This is a genomic window from Psychromonas sp. B3M02 (assembly GCF_003318165.1).
In the GTDB taxonomy this organism is placed as follows: domain Bacteria; phylum Pseudomonadota; class Gammaproteobacteria; order Enterobacterales; family Psychromonadaceae; genus Psychromonas.
The window spans coordinates 1-23,698 of sequence record NZ_QOCB01000004.1 but is presented as its reverse complement, the minus strand read 5'-3'; the positions used below and the strand labels follow the sequence as shown (position 1 = coordinate 23,698).

Below are 23,698 nucleotides of genomic sequence, written 5' to 3'. Positions count from 1 at the left end.
TTAATACAATTGGTATAAGCAATACATTAACCAAGCGATATAACCTCATTTCTGGTTGATGGAAGCGAAACATCATATAAAATCAGAAAGTTAAATCATGTAATAGACAATACTGCTAGTTGTGCGTAGTTCAAAGCAAATTATTAAAGCAATAACGGGTATTGAGAGATAATTTAACGCACAAATAGCGGTGTTAACTCGCTTTTCTTATCCAGTCTTGAGGTTATATAGAAGGTAAACCATTAATTTAAACCACTCTCTTTTCCCTAGTAACCTCTCTTTTGTTAATTATGACAATAATATTTCAAAAAAATTATCAAATTATTACAATTGAAATATTTCTGTAATATTTTTCTGTTTTAATCGCCGCGATGTAAATAAAACAGATTAAATAATTGAGTAAAACCACTTCAGTAATAGGCGTGAAAATGATGAAAAATGAACATAACAACACTACATTAAACCAGTATTTAAATTGGGCTGCCGTCCTCTTTTTAGTCTATTGTATGTTAGTTGCTGTTAGCAGTGTAAGTAGTGGTTTTAAGCTATTTTCAGGTGGAGCAGCAGGAGCAGCTGAAATATTTCAATTTGCTAGCAACCCACTAATTGCACTTATCTTAGGTACATTAGCCACGGCATTAGTACAATCATCTTCAACGGTAACTGCCGTCACTGTGGGCCTGGTTGCAGGTGGCTTACCCATCTCTATTGCAATTCCATTAATCATGGGTGCCAATATCGGCACAACCATTACTAACTCTATCGTATCGATCGGCCACGTTCGTAATAGTGATGACTTTAAACGCGCCTTTAGTGCCGCCACTGTACATGACTTTTTTAACTTAATTGCTGTACTTATCTTCTTACCACTAGAATTAATGTTTGGTTTATTAGAGAAAATGGCCGGTATCGCTTCACATTTACTAGTTGGTAGTGCGGATATGTCGCTAAAAGGCTTCAACTTTATGAAACCTCTCACTAAACCCGGTGTAAATATTGTGTCTGATATCGCTTCTATAATACCAGGCAAATTTGCAGGTATTGCAATGGTAGTGATTGGTGTTTCACTTATCTTATTCTCAGTGACTTTCTTAGGAAAAGTGTTAAGAAAAGTATTAGTGGGTAAAGCTAAAGCCATCTTACATAATGCATTAGGCAAAGGGCCAGTAGCAGGTATTACTTCAGGTGCAATAATGACAGTGATGGTGCAATCTTCTTCTACCACAACCAGCCTGATGATCCCTTTAGCTGGTAGCGGTATGTTTACTACACGTCAAATATACCCATTTACTTTAGGGGCAAACATTGGCACGACCATCACAGCATTATTAGCTGCAACCGCTATCTCGGGTGAAATGGCCGAGGCAGCATTAACTATTGCTTTAGTACACTTCCTATTTAATTTGTTAGCCGTTATCGTTATTTACGGTATTCCGTTCCTACGTGAATTACCTTTAAAAGGCGCAGAGAAACTAGCAGAAGTCGGCACTAAAAATAAATTCTTGGCCTTTGGTTATGTGATCGGTACTTTCTTTATCTTACCAGGGTTGATTTTAATTGGTGTCCGTTAAATGAGACTAATACCAACCACACTAAGTAACGGATCTATTTTACTTGTTAACATAATTGATTTAAAAAACATCTAGGTAAACTCCCAATAAAAGCGACTCAATGAGTCGCTTTTTTGTATTCCCCAACCTTGCAGACAAATTAACCTTTCATTAACCCATTTATTGCTATTATTTTATATACAATAGACGCAGGTTATATAAATAGAGGTTGTTCATGGATATAGATAAATTACAGTTATTATTAGTCGAGGATGATATCGACTTAGCCACCGCTGTAATTGATTACTTTGAACTAGAGAAAATCCAATGTGACCATGCCGCCAATGGCTTATCTGGCTTTAATCTAATTAAATCCAATCATTACGATGCGGTTATTTTAGACTTAAATTTACCTAAAATGGACGGTCTGACGGTGTGTGATACGTTAAGAGCCGAGGGCGTTGACGTGCCTATTTTGATGTTAACAGCCAAAGATACACTAGATGACAAACTACAAGGCTTTGCCAAAGGTGCAGATGACTATTTAGTGAAACCTTTTGCCATGGAGGAGTTAATTGTACGCATTAAAGTGTTATCACGTCGCAGAAGTGCACAAGCAAAAAAATTAATCATCGGCGGTTTATCCTTAGACAATGAACAACAGATAGTCACTCGAGATGAACACCGTCTCAAACTATCACCTATCAGCTTTAAGATTTTAGAAACATTAATGTTAGCTAGCCCTAACCCCGTCAATAGAGAAAAATTAATACAAAGTGTATGGGGAGAAGAGCAGCCCGACAGTAATAGCTTAAAAGTACATATGTTTAATCTCAGAAAAGCCGTTGATGGACAAGGTGAAAATAAACACCCAATTAAACTTATCCATACCCTAGTGGGATATGGATTTGTGTTAAAGGAAGAACAAAAGTAATGAAAATAAAGCCCAGTTTACGCCTCTATTTTTTGGTAGTGATGATCATTACAGGCATCACGACTATTACACTCATGTCTATTGTCAGCTTTAAATATTTGATCACCGGATTAGATTTTTCAATACGTAAAGAAATGCGCACCCAAGCCTATCAACTTCCCGTTTCTGCAGGCAACCCGATCAAGCTTAATAACTTTATTATCGCGAGTACTTTTAATGATTTACCTGATTCAATAAAAAACAAAATCGATGAAAAAGAGATGGAAGTCGGTAAACTCGTTAAATATATTGAAGGCAGCCCATTATTTTCACCACCTAAGGCTGGCTATTTTGCGATGAAACTCAAGCGTGATAATGAAATACGTTTTGTGGCCACCTTGTTTTTTTCTGAGGTCGATAAACACTCGAAAAGCGGGTTATTTCCTCCCTTTAAATACTTAGTCTTAATTGCCATCGCTGCTATGGCTCTTTTTGCTTTAGTTCCCTACTTTATTTTACGTAAAGTCACTAACCCCATCGAAAATTTAATGACTTGGGCTAAAAAACTCAATAAACAGCAGTTAACTCAACCCGCTCCTGACTTTCACTACAGTGAACTGAATAGCTTAGCTGAAATAGTAAAATCTAGCTTAAAATCAGTACAAGAAAGCTTAGAGAGAGAGCAGCAGTTTTTAGGTTATGCGAGCCATGAGTTACGCACACCAATCGCTATCACCCGCACTAATACAGAACTATTGCGCAAGATGATTGAAAAAAATATCAGTACAGAGAAACAGTTACAGGTATTAGATCGTATCGAGCGTGCCAGCTTAAATATGACTAACCTGACTGAAACCTTGCTATGGTTAAATCGCCAAACAGACAAAACGGTGCCATTAAGTACGATATCGCTTGGGCAACTTACCCAACAACTACTTAATGACTTACACTACCTATTAAATGGCAAAAAAGTACAAATACAGATACAAACAGATCAAACAGAGCAACAGCTACCCGCAGTATTATGCAGAATCATCATCAACAATTTGCTCCGAAATGCATTACAACATACTAATGAAGGTAAAATCATCATCACCCAATCTGCTCATCAGTTAATTATTCACAACCAAGACTTATCTGAAAACATGCTAGAAAATGATTTAGGCTTCGGTTTGGGGTTAGAACTAATAGAGCGTTTAGTGAAACACTATGAATGGCAATACAAGAATGTCGCTAAAGATAACGGGCATTATGTAGAAATTAACTTTGTCTGAATCAATAAACAAAAAAAGCCAAAACACCTAGCGGTCTTTTGGCTTTATAAACATTGTTTGTTCAAAATAAAACGTGATTAATTCACTAACGGCGCCAAATCAGCAGGACGGTAATATACCGATTTTAAGACCTTACCTTTACGCACGAGCTTATTTTCTAACTGCACATCTTCAGCACATTTAGCAATAATAAAATCACCTTTAACACTGTCCGTTAATTGCACACCCTGCTTAGCATAAAAAACGACGGTATCGTCGAACTCTTGTTGGTTGCGGCATACCTTGCTCATGTTACTTGAGTGCACTTCATTCCAGCAAGTAATGAAATCAATATCACGCTGTTTAGCAACATTTAAAAACAGATCAATTAAGTAAGAAATCGCTAAGTTATCTTCAACTTTTTTATCACCTAAATGCACCAAACGTCCCATCAATACATACACACTATCTACAATAGCGTCAGCTTGCTCAACTTTATCAGGTGCTTCAGCTAACTCAGTTAACTCTTCGATGATTAATGAAGTGTGTAATTCATCGGCTTTTTCATCCATGCTTTCAGGTGCATCACATTGTAGATCAAAAGTTTCTCTAAACTGCGTAATATCCGTATAAAGCTTGGTGTAAAGTTCAGTCGTTAATTGCGTTAGTTTCATGGTATTTCCTATCTGTAACAGCGTCATAGCAAAGTCTAAATTTAGCGCCCTATTATAGACAGGAAAAGTATTTAAATATATGGATTACGCTGCGCTATAGACTAATTTCCCAGCAACATAGGTAGATTGGATATTACGCTCATCGCCTAACATCATTAACGCAAAGAGTTTATCTTGTAGATTGTTTGAATTCTCAAGGCGTAACGCTTGTAGGTCAGTTGCCGCCCAATCTAATACAATAAAGTCAGCCTCTTTTCCGGGCGCTAAATTTCCCACTTTATCAGCCATGCTCAACGATTCTGCACTGCCTAAGGTCGCCATATATAACCCTTTAAAGACGGAAAGCGTTTGCCCTTGTAATTGCATAATTTTATAAGCTTCACTTAAAGATTGCAGTTGAGAAAAGCTGGTACCTCCCCCCACATCAGTTGCTAAGCCAACTCGCACTTTAATATCATCAGCTTTTTCTAGGTTAAATAAGCCACTGCCTAAAAACAGGTTAGAGGTGGGACAAAATGCAATCACCGAGTCACTGTCCACCATGGTTTGCCACTCTTGATCAGTCAAGTGAATACAATGCGCAAAGACACACTTATCTCCCACTAACCCGTAATGAGCGTAAACATCAAGATAACCAGCACGCTCAGGGAATAATGATTTTACCCATTCAATCTCATCTTTATTTTCTGAAAGATGCGTTTGTACGTAGACATCAGGGTATTCAGCTTTTAACTTACCCGCCATGGCTAATTGCTCTGGTGTAGAAGTAGGTGCAAAACGCGGGGTGATCGCATATTGTAAACGGCCTTTATTATGCCATTTATCAATTAACGCTTTAGACTGGTCATAACTGGATTGCGCGGTATCTAATAGGTAATCCGGCGCATTACGATCCATCATCACTTTACCCGCAATCATACGCATATCTATTTTATCCGCTTCTTCAAATAAAGCATCGACGGACTCAGGGTGAACCGTCCCGAAAACAAGCGCACTGGTTGTGCCGTTCTTTAATAGCTCATTAATAAAAAATGTCGCTATTTTTTGCGCATAGGCTTTGTCTGCAAACTGTTTTTCTGTTGGGAACGTATAGGTTTCTAGCCACTCTAATAGTTGTTCACCGTAAGCGGCAATCATCTCTGTTTGTGGATAATGAATATGCGTATCGATAAAACCAGGCATAATTAATTGCCCACGTTTATCTTCTAATTGAGGATATAAATCTGCACTTTCTTGTGAAAATGCAGTCAATGAACTGACTTTGCCATTTTCAGTAACCAAAATACCATCGGCAATGTATTGGTATGCGTCTTCGACATTATCAACTTTTGCAGGATCATTAAGGAAGTGTAAAAAGCTCGCGCGGATAGCTGTAATAGATTTTTGGTTCATAAAATTCGCCCATAGTTAAATTGAGATTAAAAAAAATAACTATGATTTTTGACCTGTTTTTAGCAGGCCCTTGTTCAAGGGTTTTTATTATTAACAACCGAAAATCACCAAAAGCTAAGTTAATATAGCCAATTTTTTTCAAATCTGAAAGTACTAATTGCATATTATTATCATCTAAGAAAACACTCTTATTTAAAATATAAATAAAATAAATAACCATAAAAAGTTAATTAATTCACAGCTTTGTCATTACAAAGAGTAATGATATAGCTATAATAAAGGCCCACTAAGGAGGACCCATTGCCCAACATCGCTTTAAAGAAAGACGGAAAATTATCGTTTAAACTCACCCACCATATGACACAAGGGACGTTTAGACGCATCGATTTATATTTTTCTTTACCAAAAGAGATGGGCATTAATAAAAACACCTTATCGGAAAGTGATTACTTCAATGCAGGCATAGATGGGCGCCGCGCTTACCATACTCATGGATTGCATTTACCACTGTTACATCGCCGTTTTGCAAGCCGAATGAAACGCTCAACCTCAGAATACAAAAGCAACCTAAACATGTTTGCTTACCAATATATTTCAGCTTTAGAAACAGATGCCAATGAAGTGATTGCAATTGGTGAAAATGAAGGTCTAGAAGCGTTTTATGAATCTGCCACTGAGTTAGCAGAGCACTGCTTAGATATCTTAAAAAAGCACCGTGGCCACCACCCTAAAAGTACTAAGCTTAACTCGATTTATGAAAATGTAGATAACTACTTATCTTGGTTCACCGAACAAACGATTCTACGTATGTTGGCCAAAAAACCACGACAAAGTGCTTTTTCAGAGACTCGCTTATCGCTACTTGCGATTTGTGATACTGAAAGTGAATACCGTAAGAAAAAAGGCTACAACTCTGACTCAACCTTAAAAGATCCTAACCGTATCGCCAATAAAATGCGTTTATTACGTCGTTTGATTGAATACAGTGTTATCTTCAAAAGCAAAACTATCGTCCTGGGTAATATCACTCGTAAGGTGGTAACAGGTGTTGCGACTGCGTTATTAATGAGTGTGGTATTAGTCTTAATTATCAAAACCCAAGGCGCCTTTAGTCAGTTAACCGCATTGATGGTCTTTATACTATCGATTATTTATGGCGTTCGTGAAGTCTTTAAAGATGACTTTAAGAATATTTTGTGGCGTTGGATACGTAAGGGTAAGCCCAAATGGGCGCGCACTTTGTACGACTCAACCAATCAACATGAAATGGCCAAACAAAAAGTGTGGTTAGATTACACCAGCAATGCAAGGCTGCCTCACCAAACCAAGGCCTTGTTAGCCGAACGCAATACGCAAAATAAACAAAGTGCGCAGCTATTACATTATCGTATTGAAAGCCGTATCAGTAAAAATGGCTTTCAAGCTGGCTACGATACCATTGAGGAGAATATTTTATTTAGCTTACGCCCCCTAACTCGTTATGCAGAAGGTGGTACAGGTAAGGTATTTGAGCGCTTAAATGCGACTAATAATAAAGATAAAATACAAAGCACAACCATTGAAAGGCGCTACCAAATCAACATCATTGTCGCTGTTGACCAAGGTCAGTATTTAGAGCAATTTGAACGCTACCGAATCACTTTAAATCGTTCTGGTATCGTGGAAATAGTAAAGGCGGGAGAAGCAAAAATTAAAGACCCTTCGGATAGAAAACGTCAATCCAAACTCTCTTCGTTATTGCATATCAAGCGACGCACCTAACTTATAAAGAGTCGTTATCCAATATCGGATAACGACTCGATACGCTAAAACAACCAGGGTTGTAATGGATTTTCTAAGCTGATCCCTTTACTGCCCCAACGGTCGATACTATTCACCTGTAAAATATGCTCAAACTCAGGCAATAATTGTTTCAATTGAGCAGAGACCTTTCTAGTGGTTAAAATCCACAATTCTGGTGATTCTTCAATTAAGGCTTTTAACTGCGCTTTATCTTCAGCTGTCCAGTTCAATGCTTCTTTGAACTGGCGATCGACCACAAACAGTTGATTCGCCGAAGCAAAATCTTCGAGTTGCTCTGAGAGTAATACAACTGAATCGATCCCTTTATCGAACAAAATACTTTGCTGTTGATTAATCAACTGACGGATATCAACCAATAATTGTTGCTGGTTTTTTTCAATGACCTGCTGTTGTTCTGGCCAAATACGTTTTAAATCATCACTGACAATACTCGACATAGTGCTCAAGTTATTAGGGTTAAGCCAAGCATAAATAGACGTGTTACCACTGCCTAATTGTACTGTTGCAATGCCCTTTGCTCTTGGTGAAATTGACTGAGAAGCATCCACCTCAATCATCTTAATATTCCCCTGTCGCGCATAAGCAAAGAGTGGGTCTTGAGGCCAAAGAGAACGTAATGTAATCGCCACTGTCGCTTGTTGAGCTTCAGCCATTACTTTGGCTTCACCTTTTGTTGCAAACCAATTACCTAAACGCTCAATACCGTATCGCTTAGGTGCAAGGTAAGTTGTTGTAACTGGCGTCCCCTTCATTAACTGAGTCGCTAACATGTAGGTCACAGGCGTTGTTGTAAGGATATCTTTGGCCATTACCTGACTAGGTAAGAACATGCTTACTGATAGCATTAAACCGGTCACAGATGGTAAATAAGTCATTTTTTTCATCGTTATTTTCTCCCTACAATACGCGTAACCGTAGCGATTAAAAAGAAACTTGCAGACACTAGAATGATTGATGCACCAGATGGAATTGACCATTTGAGTTCCATTGGTAATAAGGTACCAATAATGCAGCTTAAGGTAGCAAGAAAAGAGGATAGCAATACAAAACTGCCCATACTTTTAGTCATTAAACGAGCAGTAGCACCTGGAATTAATAACAATGCACCTACTAGCACTGCTCCCACAATTTTCACAGCTGCTATTGTGACAAGAGTAATCATCATCACAAACAGGTAATCGTAAAAGTGAGTATTGTAACCGCGGACTTTGGCAATATCAGGGCTGATAGACGCCAATAAAATACGATTAAAAGTAAACATTAACCCTACAATAATCAGTAAACAACTTAGACCTAGCACCAATAAATCAAAGTCTGTTATAGTTAATATAGAGCCAAATAATACATTCTCTAACATGTGGATATTAATTTTACGCGCCACATACATTAACAACGCAGCACCACCAGCTAAAGCAACCGCAAGGAATACACCTACTAGGGTATCGTAAGGCACAGCGGTACGATTACGAACAAAATGCAATAACAGAGCAAAGATCATGCAGAAACAAAATAAACCAATAATTGGGTTTTCTGGTGGTTCGCCTAGTAACACCCCAATTGCAATACCAGTTAATGCTGCATGGCCAACCGCTTCAGAGAAAAACGCTAAGCGTTTTGCAATAACCAGCGTCCCCAACCCACCGAGTAAAGGCCCAACTAACAGAGCAGCCACCAAAGCATTAATCATAAATGCATAACTGAAACTTTCACTTAACCACCCTGCTTCCGCGCCTTGGCTTGCCAATAAACGTAATGTATCCATTATGAAATCTCACTTTTTTGCTGACTTGAGTGGTGACGATAATGGTTAAATAGTCGCTCAATTTTACTTGGTTTTAACACCTCTTCCGCTTGACCACTTTCTAATAACATACCATTCACCACGTGTACCGTCGCTTGTAAACGGCGAACGGCGCTGATGTCATGATGAACAATCAGAATAGTCTTCCCCTCTTTCACCAAGTCATTAATTAACGCTTCAAAATAACGTACACCTTGTTCGTCCATACCATTGGTTGGCTCATCTAAAATAAGTAAATCGGGATCATCTAATAAGGCTTGTGCAAACAACACACGTTGTTGCTCTCCACCCGATAACTGTCCCATGCGGAACATAGCACGGTCTTCCATGCCTAATCGAGCTAGTTGCTGTAATGCTTTTACTTTATGCTTTTTATTAAAATTGAAAAACAGCGGTGAGCGACTTTGATTTAATAAAATAAAATCCAGTACTGTCAGCGGTAAGCTTGGCTCAAAAGTGGCTTTTTGCGGTACATAACCGATCTTGCCTTTACTTTGTTGCCATTGAAATTGAATATCGCCTTTAAAAGGGGTTAACCCTAATATTGAGCGTAATAAGGAAGTTTTCCCTCCGCCATTCGGCCCCATCACTACATGGCATTGGCCGGCATCTAAGGTTGCGCTGACTTTTTCCAAGATAATATTGTTTTCATAACGTAAACTAACGTCATCTAATACGATAGCGGGCCCCATTACTTACTACCTCTGTTCGCTGCAGTGTATTTCATAGCTTCCACTAATGTATCTATATTTTGCTGCATTTCGATCTCTACTTTATCTAATCGATAAGCACCATGAGTCATGTGTGAGAAACGGTATAATTTAATGCCCGTCTCTTTTTCAATAGTATCCACGTAACGATTAGGCATATTCAATTCATAAAACAGTACATCAATACCCGATTCACGAATCTTTTCGATGGTCTCTTGTAGTTGGCTAGCGCTTGGTTCAACACCATGAGCAGGCTCAATAACGGCAGATACTTCAACACCAAACTCCTGCAGAATATAACCGTAGGCATTATGTGTGGTTGCGACCCTCATACCTGCGGTATTGATGTCACTTAATTCGATCATCGCTTGATGCTTCATTTTTCTAAATTTTAAGGCGTATGCTCTGGCATTAGCGCGATATAACTTAGCATTATCAGGATCAATTTTGCTCATTTCTGTGGCAATGGTATAAACCTTTTGAATCGTAGTAGATACCCCAACAAAAGTGTGAGGGTTTACGACACCTGTGCCTACTGATTGCCCCATTGCTGGTAATAAAGGCACATCTTTATTGGCTTTAACCACGATTAAGTCATCGCGGTTAGCGGCTTTAATCACTTTTAAGGCAAAGTCATCGTGACCGATACCATTGACAATAATCACATCCATCTGGTTTAAGCGACGTAAATCATTAGCTTGTGGTTGATAGTTATGTGGATTAAATCCTTCGTCAACCAATGGCAATACATCAACATGGTCCCCCACTACCGCTTTTAGGTAACTAAAGTAGGGTTGCAGAGTAATACCGACGGTTAATTTCTTGGCATAAATTGAGGTACTACAGACCAACAACAAGAAGGTGATTGAGAGGCGTTTAAACATGATAATGGTCTCGCTACTAACAAATAAGGCCAACATAATGTGGCCTGTATAAAAATAATCAATTAATGGTGGTGTGCTGTCTCTTCAACGTCATCACTAAAAATAACTTGTATCCAACCAGCATCAATAAACTGCTCAGTGGATAACACTGTTGCATTGTCTTCCGTTGACGCTAATGCAGGCAACAGACTTGCTTGTTGTGCTTGGTCAAACCAAATATCCACTGCTTGACCTTGACTATTCAACAAATAACGAGTGCCATCTGTAACAGGCTCACTTTGATAAACACCCGGCGCTACTAATAACCATTGATGCTTTCCTTGGTGATCCCAGCTTTTATCTTTAACAAAAGGCGCTAACCAACCTTCCTCTAACTGCGCTATTTCAGGCCATGCTTGATTGGTTTCATATAAATAACGAATCTCCTCATGAGCAAGTCGCAGATCGGCAATCATAGCTAATGGAGGAGGCGCTAAATCAGAAATAAATACCTGGTGTTTAGCCAATGTATGATGGCCATCGTGAACACTATTAAAAGGTAATAATAAGCTACCAACAATAAGAATAAGGGCACATAAAAAGGCAATCCAATACCCTTCATGTCCCCTATTTTCACTAATAACGGATTGTGTGATCATTTTTCGTTAATCTCTACACCATCTACTTCAACTGGGTATTCGTGCCCAGAATCAAAGACGATATAAAATTCATCAACGCTAAGTGTAAACGTCGCAATGGAACGTTTGTCAGTTTTTACTTTGGCAATTAAGTTGTCGTCATAGTCGTACATATTAACGGTAGAATTCGTTGCTTTACTACCATCACTGTAACCAGCCTGGCATTCGATAAGGTCGCCTTTTGACCAGCACTCCATCAACGGATAATGGGCTAATGCTGCGCTACTAGTAAATAGCAAGCCAGCACCGGCTATACTATTTACGATGCGCTTAACCAATGCCACTAAGGTAGTACCGCTTCAAAGGTTAAATGAACAGAAACATTCATATTGTCTGCTAATGGGTTGTCAGCAATCGGTGCTTTATGTGTTGCTTTTAATAGGTAACGACCAGCCACTTCAGGTGTAAATTCAATAAAGCCTTGCTCGTCAGTCACCACATCAATTTGCTCTTGCTGATTACGGTATAACGTACCATCTCGTGTTATTTCAGCTTTTACACCCACTTGTGGTTTACCGTTAAAAAATAGCTGAAAACGTACAGGCTCTGTAGCCACAATGTCTGCAGGGTTAGTTTCTGGCTTTAATTCTAGGTATGTACCTTCTAATGGGAAAGGCTTTTCACTTGGTTTACCGACAGTAATGTAAGTTTCAGCGCGAGTGTAAAATAATGTACTGATCACATCTCTTGCACCTTCAGGCAACAAGGCTGCACGATCTACTTTACTAGCTCGTAATCTTTTTTGCGTATCGCGCTTGCCGGCTTTGTAATGCGTTACATAACTTGGAAAGTTATTGACTTGTACGCGATGCGTCCCTTCCTCAGTAAAATGAAAATCAAAGACAGAACGACGCTTACCACGTAAAACAGCATCTGGTCGCTCTTGGCGCCCATCTGGCATAACGATGCGTGCATTTTCAGCACCGGCAGGTTTATCTAATACAAATGTGCCATGGGAAGCGGTGATGTCAAATGCTAACCAATCGCCACCTTCTTTAGAGATAGCGAAGTGCGATGGCATAATCCAACGAGGATGGGCATTAGCTACTTGCGATAGCGTTAAGCCACCTAGCATAGCGCAAGCAACAGCAACAGTACTTATTTTTTTAGATAACATCAGTGTCTCTCTTCTTTTCATGAATTTAAAAGTAAATTTATTGAATATGGTAATGTAGGTTAATCAAGCCAGTTTCTTCAGTGGGCTGTAAACTCAGCTTAAAATCTTGCTCTGCAAGTTGTATTTTTTGACGTAGGTAATTACGCCCACCATGTTCACGCACTACTTCTACGTAGAAGGTATAATCCCCCTGCTCCACACGTTTCCCTTGCTGATCTAACCCATCCCATGAAAAGCGGTACTGGCCAACAGGTCGAGTTGCAGAAGTAACAGCATCGACGACGGCGCGATCATTACGGCCTACTTTACGCCACCAACTTCTTAAATCTTTTAACCATTCATCTTCACCAACCCATAATTGGATAGTACGTACCGGTTGGCGTTGCTTATCTTCAATCCAAACGGCGACATAAGGGCGCGCATAGATGCTCGCTTCCACAGTAGGAATAGTAAACTCAATGTCCATCACAGCCTGTTCAGGGATAGCCTTAGCATTTACCCAGTTAGGTAAAATGAGTAATGCACTTAATACATAAAACACTCTTTTAAATTTCATTGTTAACTCTCATTAAGGAACGGCAAATAGATAGATTAATAGGGTTACTACTGAGCCAAAGGTCATCCATTTCAGGCCTAAACTAAAGCTCTTCTTTTTCGGCACTAATAAACACACACCCGTTAAAGCAAAAAACACCATTAAGAAGCCACTAATATCAATAAACCAAGCCCATACTTGGCCACTATTACGGCCTTTATGTAGATCATTTAATACTGCCACGACCCCATAATGTGTTGATTCTATTTCAGCTTCTCTACTAACGAGATCGATAAATACAGTGCTATTAAAGCCGGGGCCTTTGTAATCTAAAGAGATCTCCCCTTCGAGTATTTCCCCTTCTTCGATATCACTAAAAATGTGCATTGAAGAAGGAGTACCTGAAAGGTTTGCCTGGCTACTAAGGTAATCCAATAAACCTGACTTATTGACGCTCAAACGACTACTTTCGATACTAAAAATAGTATCAGGGATAACTAAAAACTGTTGTTCAACCTGCGGAGTATCACTGGTATATAAATGAGGACGATTTAAGGTGATACCGCTAATTGCAAAGAATAAAACAACCAGCAATAAAGCCATTGAAACATAGATGTGTAAGCGTCTAGCCCAAAGTTGTACTTTTTTGTTTTTTAATGAGAAAACCATGAAAAAAGATCTTAATTAAGGAGCTGCTTATTAGGGATGCAAATGTAATTCATTATCATTTAATTAATAAATAAATTTACATTCTTTACATTTGAAAATTGAAGGCAGAAAAACGACAAAAAATATTAATTGCTCAAAGGGTAAGAATAAAAAAGGGGTTATTTTAAACACTCTCTTATATTTAGAAGAGAGTGTTTAGCGAAAACAGCGTTATTGAGGGGAATGGGTCTCTAAATTGGCGTACTGCTATAGGAAAAACAGAAGCAGAGGTGCAATTTTACCTAACCTCTCACTGAAACTATAACCTTTACCATGTACGGTTCTTATATGTAGCTTAGATAGTCCTGCATTAGACATTTTGCGACGAATATTACTAATATGAACATCTAAGTTTCGATCAAACATCGAAAGCTCTTTCTTCAACACTTCTTTCTGTAATGTCGCTTTAGAGATGATATCCCCCTCTTTGCTAGTCAAGTATTGCACTAATTGCTCTTCAGTATCGGTAAAGGGTAAACGTGATATTTTAGAAGAGAATTGCTGACTGCAATGAGTAAAGCTAGCGCGTTTTTTTTCTAATGCGACACGACGAAGCAACACATCCACATGCACTATTAAAGCATTGTCAGAAAATGGTTTCATTAAATATTGATCGGCACCTGCTTGTAATTGTTCAAGTAACACATCTTGTTTGCCTACTTCGCTTAATAACAAAATAGGAACAGAAAAATCTTCATAAATATTGGCGATCAAATTTAAAGTCGCTTCAGATGTGGAGCTATCATTAATAATAACTAGGTCTGCACCTTGTTGTGCTAAGAGGTTAAGTACATTGTCACTGTTACCTAAGCAAGTTACTTGATGTGAAGCTTTGATCAGTACTTTAGTGATCAAAGGTCGGCTTTCAAGATCCGTATCAACCACGACAATATTAGACATAACAATCCTTTGCAAATGAGAATGAGTCGCATTCTACTTCTTGCGTGATGTTTTATCAATATATCATTGTGGAGATCTTGATAGAAAATGAGTGTTTTTTGCTGAAGTGATTTGTTGGAAGTGTATTAAAAGCGACAAAGCTTCGCAGACATTAACATCTACGAAGCTTTATTATTTAGTCATTAACCTTAAGGCTGGTTAATTAAGCAGAGATAGCAGCGCTATTGACTACTTGCACATCACTGCGGCTTAGTGCATTTAGCACCGCTTGCATTGATGCAGTAACAATATCATCACAATGCGAAGCCGCGCAGTAACGTTGCCCTTGGATACTTATTTGAACATAAGCCATTGCCACTGCTTGCTCATTTTCTGAGCCTGCCGTACTTGGTAAAGCATGCTCATTGTAATCAAGTAGCACAATATCGTGACCGATCGTAGCACTCAACCCTTTTACAAAGGCATCTAACACACCTTTACCTTTACCGGACAACCCAACTTGTTGCCCTTGTGTTTGTAATTTAGCTTCTAACGTATCAACACTACCTTCACGGTTTAACTGATAACTTTCAATATTTACCGCATGGTTAGGATTTAAGTAGGTATTTGAGAAGATCTCATGAATCGCTTTAGGCCCTACTTCCGCTTCACTTTGCTCTGCAAAAGCTTGAATATGAGGACTAAAATCAACCTGCATCCAACGTGGCATTTGAATACCGTAATCTTGCTCAAGTACATAAGCAACACCGCCTTTACCTGATTGACTATTAATGCGAATCACTTGTTGGTAATTACGCCCTAAATCACGAGGGTCGATAGGTAAATATGCCACTTCCCAATGTGCATCAGGATCGTCTTTACGTTTTTCAGCATCAATGCTCATACACTTATTAATCGCATCCTGGTGGCTACCTGAGAAGGCAGCAAAAACTAATTCCCCTGCATAAGCGTGACGAGGATGTACTGCTAGTTGCGTACAACGTTCAACCGTCGAAATAATGCGATCCATATCTGATAAAATTAATTCAGGGTCGATACCTTGACTGTAAATGTTCATCGCCATGGTCACAATATCCATATTACCAGTACGCTCACCATTACCTAATAACGTACCTTCAATACGGTCAGCACCCGCTAATACACCTAACTCGGCAGCGGCAACACCACAACCACGGTCATTGTGTGTGTGTAAACTAATTCTTACTGAATCACGATGACTAATATTGTCGTTGATCCATTCAATTTGGTCGGCATAAACATTTGGCGTTGACACTTCTACGGTAGCCGGCAAGTTAATGATCACTTTTCTGTCTGGCGTTGGTTGCCATACATTAATTACCGCATCACATACTTCTAATGCGTAATCCATCTCTGTACCAGTGAAACTTTCCGGTGAATATTGGAATAACCATTGTGTTTCAGGCTGTTGTGCAGCCATCTCTTTTACCCATTCAGCACCTTGAATAGCAATACCTTTAATTTCATCACGTGATTTTTTGAAAACTTGCTCGCGTTGCACGGTAGAAGTAGAGTTATAAAGGTGAACAATGGCTTTTTTAGCGCCTTTTAATGCTTCAAAACTGCGCGCAATAAGTGGCTCTCTCGCCTGCGTTAATACTTGGATCGTCACGTCATCTGGAATATGATCTTCTTCGATCAACTGACGTACAAAATCAAAATCAGGTGCAGAGGCAGCAGGGAAGCCAACTTCAATCTCTTTGAAACCCACATCAACTAATAACTTAAACATTTCTAGTTTTTGGCTTGGGCTCATTGGCTCAATCAATGCTTGGTTACCATCTCGTAAATCTACACTACACCAATCAGGTGCATGGTCGATTACCAGATTAGGCCAACGTCGATCATTTTTTTGAATAGGTGCAAAAGCACGGTATTTTTTATGATTGAAGCTAGATGCTTGGTTATTATTGGCTGACATAAGACATTCCCTAAAAACGATTCTTTAATGGTTACTATTTGTGGGTATCATACTAAGAAATTAAAGATAAAGATAAAAGAATTAGCGAGTTGGCTCAGCATGGTAAGATTGTTGCCACCCGTTCCCGGTTAGGAACTTCGCTCGCTATCCATGGTGTAAACTATAGCGAACTTTTTAGAGTGAATGATTGCAAAGTCACCATTAATAATAAAAAACATTGCAACAAATAACTACCATTGGGTAAAATAGTAGTGAATAAATACAATTGTAGGAATATGTATGCAATCCATCGTGAAATTAGACCGTATCGACAAACAAATATTGCAACTAATGCAAGGTAATGCGCGTATCAGTAATTTAGAATTAGCTGACAGTATTGGTTTATCACCAACACCTTGCTCGCGCCGAGTGAAACGCCTAGAAGAATCGGGGATCATCGATAAACATGTGACCTTACTAAAAAGCGCTGCCTTGGGATTAAACCTCACGGCCATGATTGGTATTAGTATGGATAGGCATACTCCTGAGCGTTTTGAAAACTTTGAAACGTCGGTAACCGCCCTACCAGAAGTATTAGAATGTTTAATTGTCACCGGGCAATCTGCAGATTTTTTATTAAAAGTGGTGGTGCGTGATATGCAACATTATGAGCAGTTTCTATTAGGTCATATTACTAAATTAGAGGGCGTAACCGGTGTTCACTCTAGTTTTGTTTTACGTGAAGTATTAAAAAAGACTGCATTACCATTAGATTAGCGTAACCTTTTCATACAAAATTATATTTTAAGTTATTTATAAGGAACAATAATATGTCTGCCACTTTAGATAAAATCATCGTAAACCCGACTAAAGAAGCAACCTCATGCGTTATTTGGTTACACGGTTTGGGGGATTCTGGCGCAGGTTTTTCACCTATTGTTCCAGCATTAAAATTGCCACAAGACCACACTATTCGTTTTGTTTTTCCACATGCCCCAGAGCAAGCAGTAACCATTAATCAGGGTGCTGTGATGCGTTCTTGGTACGATATTAAAAGCATGGACCTACATAACCGTGCCGACCTGACAGGTGTTATGGAGTCAGAACAACGTTTACATGCACTGATTCAAAAGCAAATTGATAGCGGTATTGCAGCAGATAAAATTATATTAGCCGGTTTCAGCCAAGGTGGTGTGATCAGTCTATTCTCAGGATTACGTTACCCACAAAAATTAGCAGGCGTGCTTGCTATGTCTTGTTATTTACCAAGCCCTGATCACTTACCAGCAGAGTTATCAGTAGCCAATAAAAACACACCTATCATGCAGCACCATGGCGAACAGGATGAAGTTGTGCCAGTTCAAGCGGGTAAAATGGCTAATACATTATTAGTTGATGCAGGTTATCAAGCGCAATGGCAATCATATATGATGCCACATTCAGTGGTTGCAGAGCAGTTAGTGGATATTGCAGCGTGGATCCAAAAGGTATTAAAGTAAACTATTCCTAACGCCCCGAACTGACCTTATTGTTATTATCAATACAGAAATCGGGGCTAATACCAGTCATACTAGTTAAATGATTATTTTAAGTTCGTAGACAAATAATCGATCAACAAGCGTATCTTAGGTGATAAATAACGGTTCTGGGGGTAGACAGCCCAAATCCCTTCGGCAGGCTCCCTGAACTGATCTAAGATAGTCACTAGCTGCCCAGATTCAATATAAGATTGCACGTAATAATCAGGCAGTTGCACAATACCAATGTCTTTTAGAGCAGCATCCACTAAGCTTAAACCACTGTTACAGCGTAAATTACCTTTTACTCTTATGTTTTTCTCTTTACCCTGCTCGATAAAACGCCAATAGTCACGCGTCCCCAATAAGCAGTTATGTTGTTTTAACTCAGATAAAGAGTGTGCTTCACCGTGTTTTTGTAAATAAGCAGCCGATGCACAAACAAAATTAGAACGTTGACTGAGCCTTTTAGCGATTAAGCTAGAATCCTGCAACTGCCCTAACCTGATTGCCACATCAAAACCACCATCAATTAAATCAACACGGTTATTGGTTAACTCAGTGGTCACTTCTATTTCATTATGTAAAGCAACAAAGTCATTAATTAACGGTAACACTTTCTGTTCACCATAAGTGACAGGCGCTGTTAGTTTTATCTTACCTTGCGGGTTCGCTTGTAAGTTTGTGATCGCTTGCTCTGCATTAGTTAACCCATCTAATAAGTTACGGCAATGCTGGTAAAACAATTGTGCTTCTTCTGTCAGCGAGACTTTACGTGTTGTGCGATAAAAAAGTTTGACCTGTAAGCGTTTTTCTAAGGCGCTAATTTGCCGACTAACCTGTGCCGTTGATATATTGAGTTGTTTAGCCGCAACGGAGAAACTATTCGCTTCTGCGACTGCCACAAACTCATTAATTCCTTGCCATGACATTGTTACCACCTAGTAAAAGTAATTTTCATTTTAGGTAGATTATCATTATTGTAGAAATAAATATAATAGCTATCAAATAATGCAATACCAATTATAGTAAATACAGAGCTAAGTATTTTTCTGGGAAAATGGTCTATTTTAACCATTCATTATTATGATTGATATTTTTCACGTTTAATTGGAGCAAATATGACAGATCAATTCATTAAATCAAAAGCAGCTATCGCATGGGGCCCAAATCAACCATTAGTGGTTGAAGAGGTTGATGTGATGTTACCACGCAAAGGCGAAGTACTAGTTAAAGTTATTGCATCTGGTGTTTGTCATACTGATGCATTCACTTTATCAGGTGAAGACCCAGAGGGCCTATTCCCAGTTATCTTAGGTCACGAAGGTGGTGGTATTGTTGAGCAGGTTGGCGAAGGCGTGACTAGCGTGAGTGTTGGTGACCACGTTATTCCACTATACACAGCTGAATGTGGCGTTTGTAAGTTCTGTACTTCAGGTAAAACTAACTTATGTAGTGCGGTACGTGAAACTCAAGGTCGTGGTGTTATGCCAGATGGAACAAGCCGTTTCTATAAAGACGGTCAACCTATCTTCCATTACATGGGTTGTTCTACATTCTCTGAGTACACGGTATTACCAGAAATTTCATTAGCTAAAGTAAACAAAGAAGCACCGCTTGAAGAAGTTTGTTTATTAGGTTGTGGTGTAACAACCGGTATGGGTGCTGTGTTAAATACGGCAAAAGTTGAAAAAGGCGATAACGTTGCGATCTTTGGTTTAGGTGGTATTGGTCTATCTGCAATCATTGGTGCAAAAATGGCAGGTGCAAATAAAATCATTGGTATCGATATCAATGAAAGTAAATTTGAACTAGCTAAACAGCTAGGTGCAACTGATTGCATTAACCCTAAAGATTACGACAAGCCAATCCAAGATGTGATCGTTGAGATGACCGACGGCGGCGTTGAATACTCATTTGAGTGTATCGGTAACGTTGATGTAATGCGCAGTGCATTAGAATGTTGTCACAAAGGTTGGGGCGAATCTGTCATTGTTGGTGTTGCTGGTGCAGGCCAAGAGATTTCAACTCGTCCATTCCAATTAGTAACAGGCCGTGTATGGCGTGGTACTGCATTTGGTGGTGTTAAAGGCCGCTCTGAATTACCAGAGATTGTTGAACGTTACCTAGGTGGCGAATTTAAGTTAAGTGACTTTATTACTCACACCATGCCATTAGAAGAGATCAATACATCATTTGATTTAATGCACAGTGGTGAAAGTATCCGTAGTGTTATCCACTTCGACCACAAATAAATATCTTATTTATGGCTAAGCACTTATTAGCGCTTAGCCTCCTCATTTTTAAAAGGGCTATACAATGATCCTTGAAAATATCAGCAGTAATAAACTTTTTGAAGGATGGCACAAGCAATATACTCACCCTTCTTCTGTATTAAACTGTGAAATGCGTTTTGCCATCTATTTACCACCTCAAGCTACCAGTAATACTCCGGTGCCAGTGATGTATTGGTTATCAGGCTTAACTTGTAGCGATGAAAACTTCATGCAAAAAGCCGGCGCACAAAGATTAGCAGCTGAATTAGGCATCGCAATTGTGGCACCCGATACGAGCCCACGTGGCGAACAAGTTGCAGATGATCAAAAACAAGCTTATGACCTTGGCTTAGGCGCAGGTTTTTACCTTAATGCCACACAAGCTCCATGGAATAAGCATTATCAAATGTACGATTACGTTGTACATGAGCTACCTAAGTTAATCGAAGCGAACTTCCCTGTCACATCACAACGCGTGATCAGTGGACATTCAATGGGTGGTCACGGTGCATTAACCATTGGCTTACGTAACCCAAGTTTATACACCTCAATCAGTGCATTTAGCCCTATTTGTAACCCAATTAATTGCCCTTGGGGACAAAAAGCATTTACGGCTTACTTAGGCGAAGATCGCGAGGAATGGAAGGCTTACGATAGCTGTGAAATCCTCTCTAGTTTATCTGAGCATCAACCTATTTTGATTGACCAGGGTAGCCAGGATTCATTTTTACAAGAGCAGTTAAAACCAGAGAACCTGTCTGCACTCGTCAATAAAAAGACCAACTACTTTCAACTTAATATGCGCGAAGGTTACGACCATAGCTATTACTTCATCAGTAGCTTTATAGAATCACACCTGCGTTTCCATGCATTAAACTTAGGATTACTAAAAAAGTAATTCAGTTTTTGTGCCTCCAGTCGATAAAGTAAAGGTAGGTAGTTGCCTTTACTTTCATCTCCTCCTCAGTCTGAAATAAAACAACGTAAATCCAAATACAATTTTAGCTCTCACTTTTTAGGTAGTAGTGGTAAAGTCTAAACACCGTATTTCACAATAACTTTTATACTATAAGGATTTAGTTTGAATTTATTTAGGAACTTAACGTTATCATTTAAAATATCTGGCTTGGTGCTATTACTATTATGTGCCCTCTTATTCATCTCCATTAACCTAGTTAATAACAGCAGAGAGGTGGTTAAAAATATCACGCTCGACTCAGAGATTTTACAGTTTTACTCACTCACCAATAACCAATGGAAAGAGATCACTAAGGCTTATCAAGACTCGGAAGAGATGGGCATGAAATTTTCTGCTCGAGCCATTGAACAAACACAGTTAGAAACATCAACCGACAAAGTAAAAACACTGTTAACAAGTTATCGTGATAATTTATTGAAGATTAGTCCGACGCTTGAACATCAATGGGATCAGCAACTAGCATTACCCCAAGATCAAGGTTTAATCGTAGCCCGTGACCAACTAGTCATGCAGGTTAAGCAATTAGAGAGCGCTTTATCTGACTTAACAAATGTTTGGTTAACTCAAGCTACCTTTGTGGCACGTAAAAAAGCAGAAAAAGCCGCACGCTTAGCTTTTCCTCCCATTTTGGACAGCATCGAACGCATTAATAATATGCATGGCAAATTAGTGAATATTCGAGCTAAGAACATCATTGAAAAAGAAAATAAAATTATGATTCAGTCAATGGTACTAGCCGTGAGTATCTTCTTTGTTGTCATCGTCATCTCTTTTTTAATGATTAGAAAACTCAAAACAGACCTACATAGCATTGTATCTGCCACTTCATCATTAGCAGAGGGTGACCTTAGTAACAACATTGATGTCGGTGATAATAAAGATGAGATCAGCGAGATTAAACGTTCTGTTTCTTCAATGACTAACAATTTGAAAGCTATTTTCCAGTCGGTAATTGCGATGGCTAATAACTTAAATGATTCAACCAATGGTTTGCTTAAAGATAACCAACAAAGAATCGAAGATGCTGAGTTTCAACGCAGCAGAATGAGTACCTTATCAAACTCTGTAGATGAACTTTATGGTGTTTCAACACAACTTGCTGAGCATGCGGATAACGCAGTTGCTAAGTCAGATAATGCTATTGAATCCGCACAAAAAGGTAAAGGGATCGTTCACGAGACCATTAATTCCATTGAGGATTTAGCCAACGAGATTGAAAACTCTGTGTCGGCGATTCAGCAGTTAGATACTGAAGCCGATAACATCACCAATATTTTAGAAGTGATAAAAAGCATCGCCGACCAGACTAACCTATTGGCGTTAAATGCAGCGATTGAAGCAGCACGAGCAGGAGAACAGGGCCGAGGTTTTGCAGTGGTAGCCGATGAGGTTAGAAACTTAGCCCAGCGTACTCAAGATTCTACCGGGGAAATACAGGTCACATTAGAAACGCTAAAACGCAGTACTTTGAGCGCAGTCTCAGTGATTAATAATAGCCATAATAAATCATTACAAAGTGTTGAGCATGTAGCAAATACAGGCCATGTGATAGATGAAATCAATATTTCCGTTGAGCAGATTAAAGATATTTCTAAACAAACCTCTAGTGCCTCAATACTACAAACCACAACCTTAGATGAAATACGCACAAATGTAAGAGAGGTTAATCAAGTGAGCGAAGAGAATAATAATCGCGCTCAGGTTTCTATGGCGTCAGCCTCTTCATTGTCAGCATTAAGTGAAGAGCTGCTCAACTCGGTGAGTTATTTTAAATTAAAATAATTTTACTGATGAAAACAACCATCTAAATTAGACATAGATAGCAGTAAGTTATCTATGTCTAGCTCTATCCCCCCTGTTTTAAATTAACTTATACCAATTGTATTAAATAACGGATCTAAATTTTGCGCCGGAAAAATGGCTTAGTTTGAGGCGTAAGTTGATGTAAATTGTTGTTTCCTATACGAAACTTACAACGAAAAATAAGTTGTTTTAACAAGTAAAATAGATCAGTTACTTACTATGATTGGTATTATCTTCAGCTTATTTAGTCATCAATCCTTCATCTTATACCTTTATTTTACTCACCAT

Annotated in this window: 23 protein-coding genes; 9 read left to right on the top strand and 14 right to left on the bottom strand. The window is 38.9% G+C overall.

Annotated elements, in window-relative coordinates:
• The first annotated feature begins 431 nt into the window (after positions 1-431).
• The 3 genes from DS885_RS00325 (at position 432) to DS885_RS00315 (ending at position 3,737) form a co-directional block, all read left to right on the top strand.
• On the top strand, positions 432-1,571 hold the full coding sequence (locus tag DS885_RS00325; RefSeq protein ID WP_113817419.1) for a Na/Pi cotransporter family protein: 1,140 nt from the start codon (positions 432-434) through the stop codon (positions 1,569-1,571).
• Between the two features lie 214 nt (positions 1,572-1,785).
• The gene (locus DS885_RS00320) at positions 1,786-2,484 is read left to right on the top strand and encodes a response regulator transcription factor (protein ID WP_113817416.1); all 699 of its coding nucleotides are present in this window, start codon (positions 1,786-1,788) and stop codon (positions 2,482-2,484) included.
• Entirely contained in the window at positions 2,484-3,737 is a 1,254-nt protein-coding gene (locus tag DS885_RS00315; protein ID WP_113817415.1) for a sensor histidine kinase, read from the top strand. Before DS885_RS00320 ends, DS885_RS00315 begins: the two co-directional genes overlap by 1 nt.
• A gap of 77 nt (positions 3,738-3,814) precedes the next feature.
• Here the strand turns inward: DS885_RS00315 and DS885_RS00310 are convergent, their stop codons facing one another.
• Positions 3,815-4,390, bottom strand: coding sequence for a nucleoside triphosphate pyrophosphohydrolase family protein (locus DS885_RS00310; RefSeq protein WP_113817414.1), 576 nt, complete (start codon positions 4,388-4,390; stop codon positions 3,815-3,817).
• Between the two features lie 84 nt (positions 4,391-4,474).
• Positions 4,475-5,782 carry a guanine deaminase gene (gene guaD, locus DS885_RS00305; RefSeq protein ID WP_113817413.1) on the bottom strand — a complete coding sequence of 436 codons (1,308 nt, stop codon included), beginning with the start codon at positions 5,780-5,782 and terminating at the stop codon, positions 4,475-4,477.
• A 300-nt stretch (positions 5,783-6,082) separates the two neighbouring features.
• Here guaD and DS885_RS00300 point away from each other — a divergent pair, with 300 nt between their 5' ends.
• Positions 6,083-7,543: a hypothetical protein gene (locus DS885_RS00300; protein ID WP_113817412.1), complete on the top strand. Its 1,461-nt coding sequence runs from the start codon at positions 6,083-6,085 to the stop codon at positions 7,541-7,543.
• 44 nt (positions 7,544-7,587) lie between these two features.
• Here DS885_RS00300 and DS885_RS00295 read toward each other — a convergent pair whose 3' ends face one another.
• The 11 genes from DS885_RS00295 to leuA form a co-directional block, all read right to left on the bottom strand.
• Positions 7,588-8,469: a metal ABC transporter solute-binding protein, Zn/Mn family gene (locus DS885_RS00295; RefSeq protein WP_258546803.1), complete on the bottom strand. Its 882-nt coding sequence runs from the start codon at positions 8,467-8,469 to the stop codon at positions 7,588-7,590.
• A gap of 2 nt (positions 8,470-8,471) precedes the next feature.
• The gene (locus DS885_RS00290) at positions 8,472-9,347 is read right to left on the bottom strand and encodes a metal ABC transporter permease (RefSeq protein ID WP_113817411.1); all 876 of its coding nucleotides are present in this window, start codon (positions 9,345-9,347) and stop codon (positions 8,472-8,474) included.
• On the bottom strand, positions 9,347-10,078 hold the full coding sequence (locus DS885_RS00285) for a metal ABC transporter ATP-binding protein (protein WP_113817410.1): 732 nt from the start codon (positions 10,076-10,078) through the stop codon (positions 9,347-9,349). The genes DS885_RS00290 and DS885_RS00285 overlap by 1 nt, the downstream gene beginning before the upstream one ends.
• Positions 10,078-11,016: a metal ABC transporter solute-binding protein, Zn/Mn family gene (locus DS885_RS00280; protein ID WP_113817409.1), complete on the bottom strand. Its 939-nt coding sequence runs from the start codon at positions 11,014-11,016 to the stop codon at positions 10,078-10,080. Before DS885_RS00280 ends, DS885_RS00285 begins: the two co-directional genes overlap by 1 nt.
• Before the next feature lie 26 nt (positions 11,017-11,042).
• Positions 11,043-11,618: a DUF6162 family protein gene (locus tag DS885_RS00275; protein WP_113817408.1), complete on the bottom strand. Its 576-nt coding sequence runs from the start codon at positions 11,616-11,618 to the stop codon at positions 11,043-11,045.
• Positions 11,615-11,941, bottom strand: a complete 327-nt coding sequence (locus DS885_RS00270; RefSeq protein ID WP_220149613.1) for a hypothetical protein — start codon at positions 11,939-11,941, stop codon at positions 11,615-11,617. Before DS885_RS00270 ends, DS885_RS00275 begins: the two co-directional genes overlap by 4 nt.
• Positions 11,941-12,774, bottom strand: a complete 834-nt coding sequence (locus DS885_RS00265; protein ID WP_113817407.1) for a DUF4198 domain-containing protein — start codon at positions 12,772-12,774, stop codon at positions 11,941-11,943. The genes DS885_RS00270 and DS885_RS00265 overlap by 1 nt, the downstream gene beginning before the upstream one ends.
• Before the next feature lie 37 nt (positions 12,775-12,811).
• Positions 12,812-13,330 carry a DUF2271 domain-containing protein gene (locus DS885_RS00260; RefSeq protein WP_113817406.1) on the bottom strand — a complete coding sequence of 173 codons (519 nt, stop codon included), beginning with the start codon at positions 13,328-13,330 and terminating at the stop codon, positions 12,812-12,814.
• A gap of 12 nt (positions 13,331-13,342) precedes the next feature.
• Positions 13,343-13,978 (bottom strand): PepSY-associated TM helix domain-containing protein, encoded by a 636-nt coding sequence (locus tag DS885_RS00255; protein WP_113817405.1) that lies wholly within the window; start codon positions 13,976-13,978, stop codon positions 13,343-13,345.
• 246 nt (positions 13,979-14,224) lie between these two features.
• Positions 14,225-14,917: a response regulator transcription factor gene (locus DS885_RS00250; RefSeq protein WP_113817404.1), complete on the bottom strand. Its 693-nt coding sequence runs from the start codon at positions 14,915-14,917 to the stop codon at positions 14,225-14,227.
• A gap of 202 nt (positions 14,918-15,119) precedes the next feature.
• Positions 15,120-16,856, bottom strand: coding sequence for a 2-isopropylmalate synthase (gene leuA, locus DS885_RS00245; RefSeq protein ID WP_113817403.1), 1,737 nt, complete (start codon positions 16,854-16,856; stop codon positions 15,120-15,122).
• Positions 16,857-17,135: 279 nt separating this feature from the next.
• Between leuA and DS885_RS00240 the strand changes: the two genes are divergently transcribed.
• Together DS885_RS00240 and DS885_RS00235 are read left to right on the top strand one after the other, a co-directional pair.
• Positions 17,136-17,612 (top strand): Lrp/AsnC family transcriptional regulator, encoded by a 477-nt coding sequence (locus DS885_RS00240; protein ID WP_113817402.1) that lies wholly within the window; start codon positions 17,136-17,138, stop codon positions 17,610-17,612.
• A 53-nt stretch (positions 17,613-17,665) separates the two neighbouring features.
• On the top strand, positions 17,666-18,334 hold the full coding sequence (locus DS885_RS00235; RefSeq protein WP_113817401.1) for an alpha/beta hydrolase: 669 nt from the start codon (positions 17,666-17,668) through the stop codon (positions 18,332-18,334).
• An 83-nt stretch (positions 18,335-18,417) separates the two neighbouring features.
• Here the strand turns inward: DS885_RS00235 and DS885_RS00230 are convergent, their stop codons facing one another.
• A complete protein-coding gene (locus DS885_RS00230; protein WP_113817400.1) occupies positions 18,418-19,284 on the bottom strand; it encodes a LysR family transcriptional regulator in 867 nt (288 codons plus the stop codon).
• Between the two features lie 189 nt (positions 19,285-19,473).
• Here DS885_RS00230 and DS885_RS00225 point away from each other — a divergent pair, with 189 nt between their 5' ends.
• The 3 genes from DS885_RS00225 (at position 19,474) to DS885_RS00215 (ending at position 23,389) form a co-directional block, all read left to right on the top strand.
• Complete coding sequence (locus DS885_RS00225) at positions 19,474-20,607, top strand: S-(hydroxymethyl)glutathione dehydrogenase/class III alcohol dehydrogenase (RefSeq protein WP_113817399.1); 1,134 nt, start codon at positions 19,474-19,476, stop codon at positions 20,605-20,607.
• 64 nt (positions 20,608-20,671) lie between these two features.
• Positions 20,672-21,526 carry an S-formylglutathione hydrolase gene (fghA, locus tag DS885_RS00220; protein ID WP_113817398.1) on the top strand — a complete coding sequence of 285 codons (855 nt, stop codon included), beginning with the start codon at positions 20,672-20,674 and terminating at the stop codon, positions 21,524-21,526.
• A gap of 183 nt (positions 21,527-21,709) precedes the next feature.
• The gene (locus DS885_RS00215; RefSeq protein WP_113817397.1) at positions 21,710-23,389 is read left to right on the top strand and encodes a methyl-accepting chemotaxis protein; all 1,680 of its coding nucleotides are present in this window, start codon (positions 21,710-21,712) and stop codon (positions 23,387-23,389) included.
• Positions 23,390-23,698 lie beyond the last annotated feature (309 nt).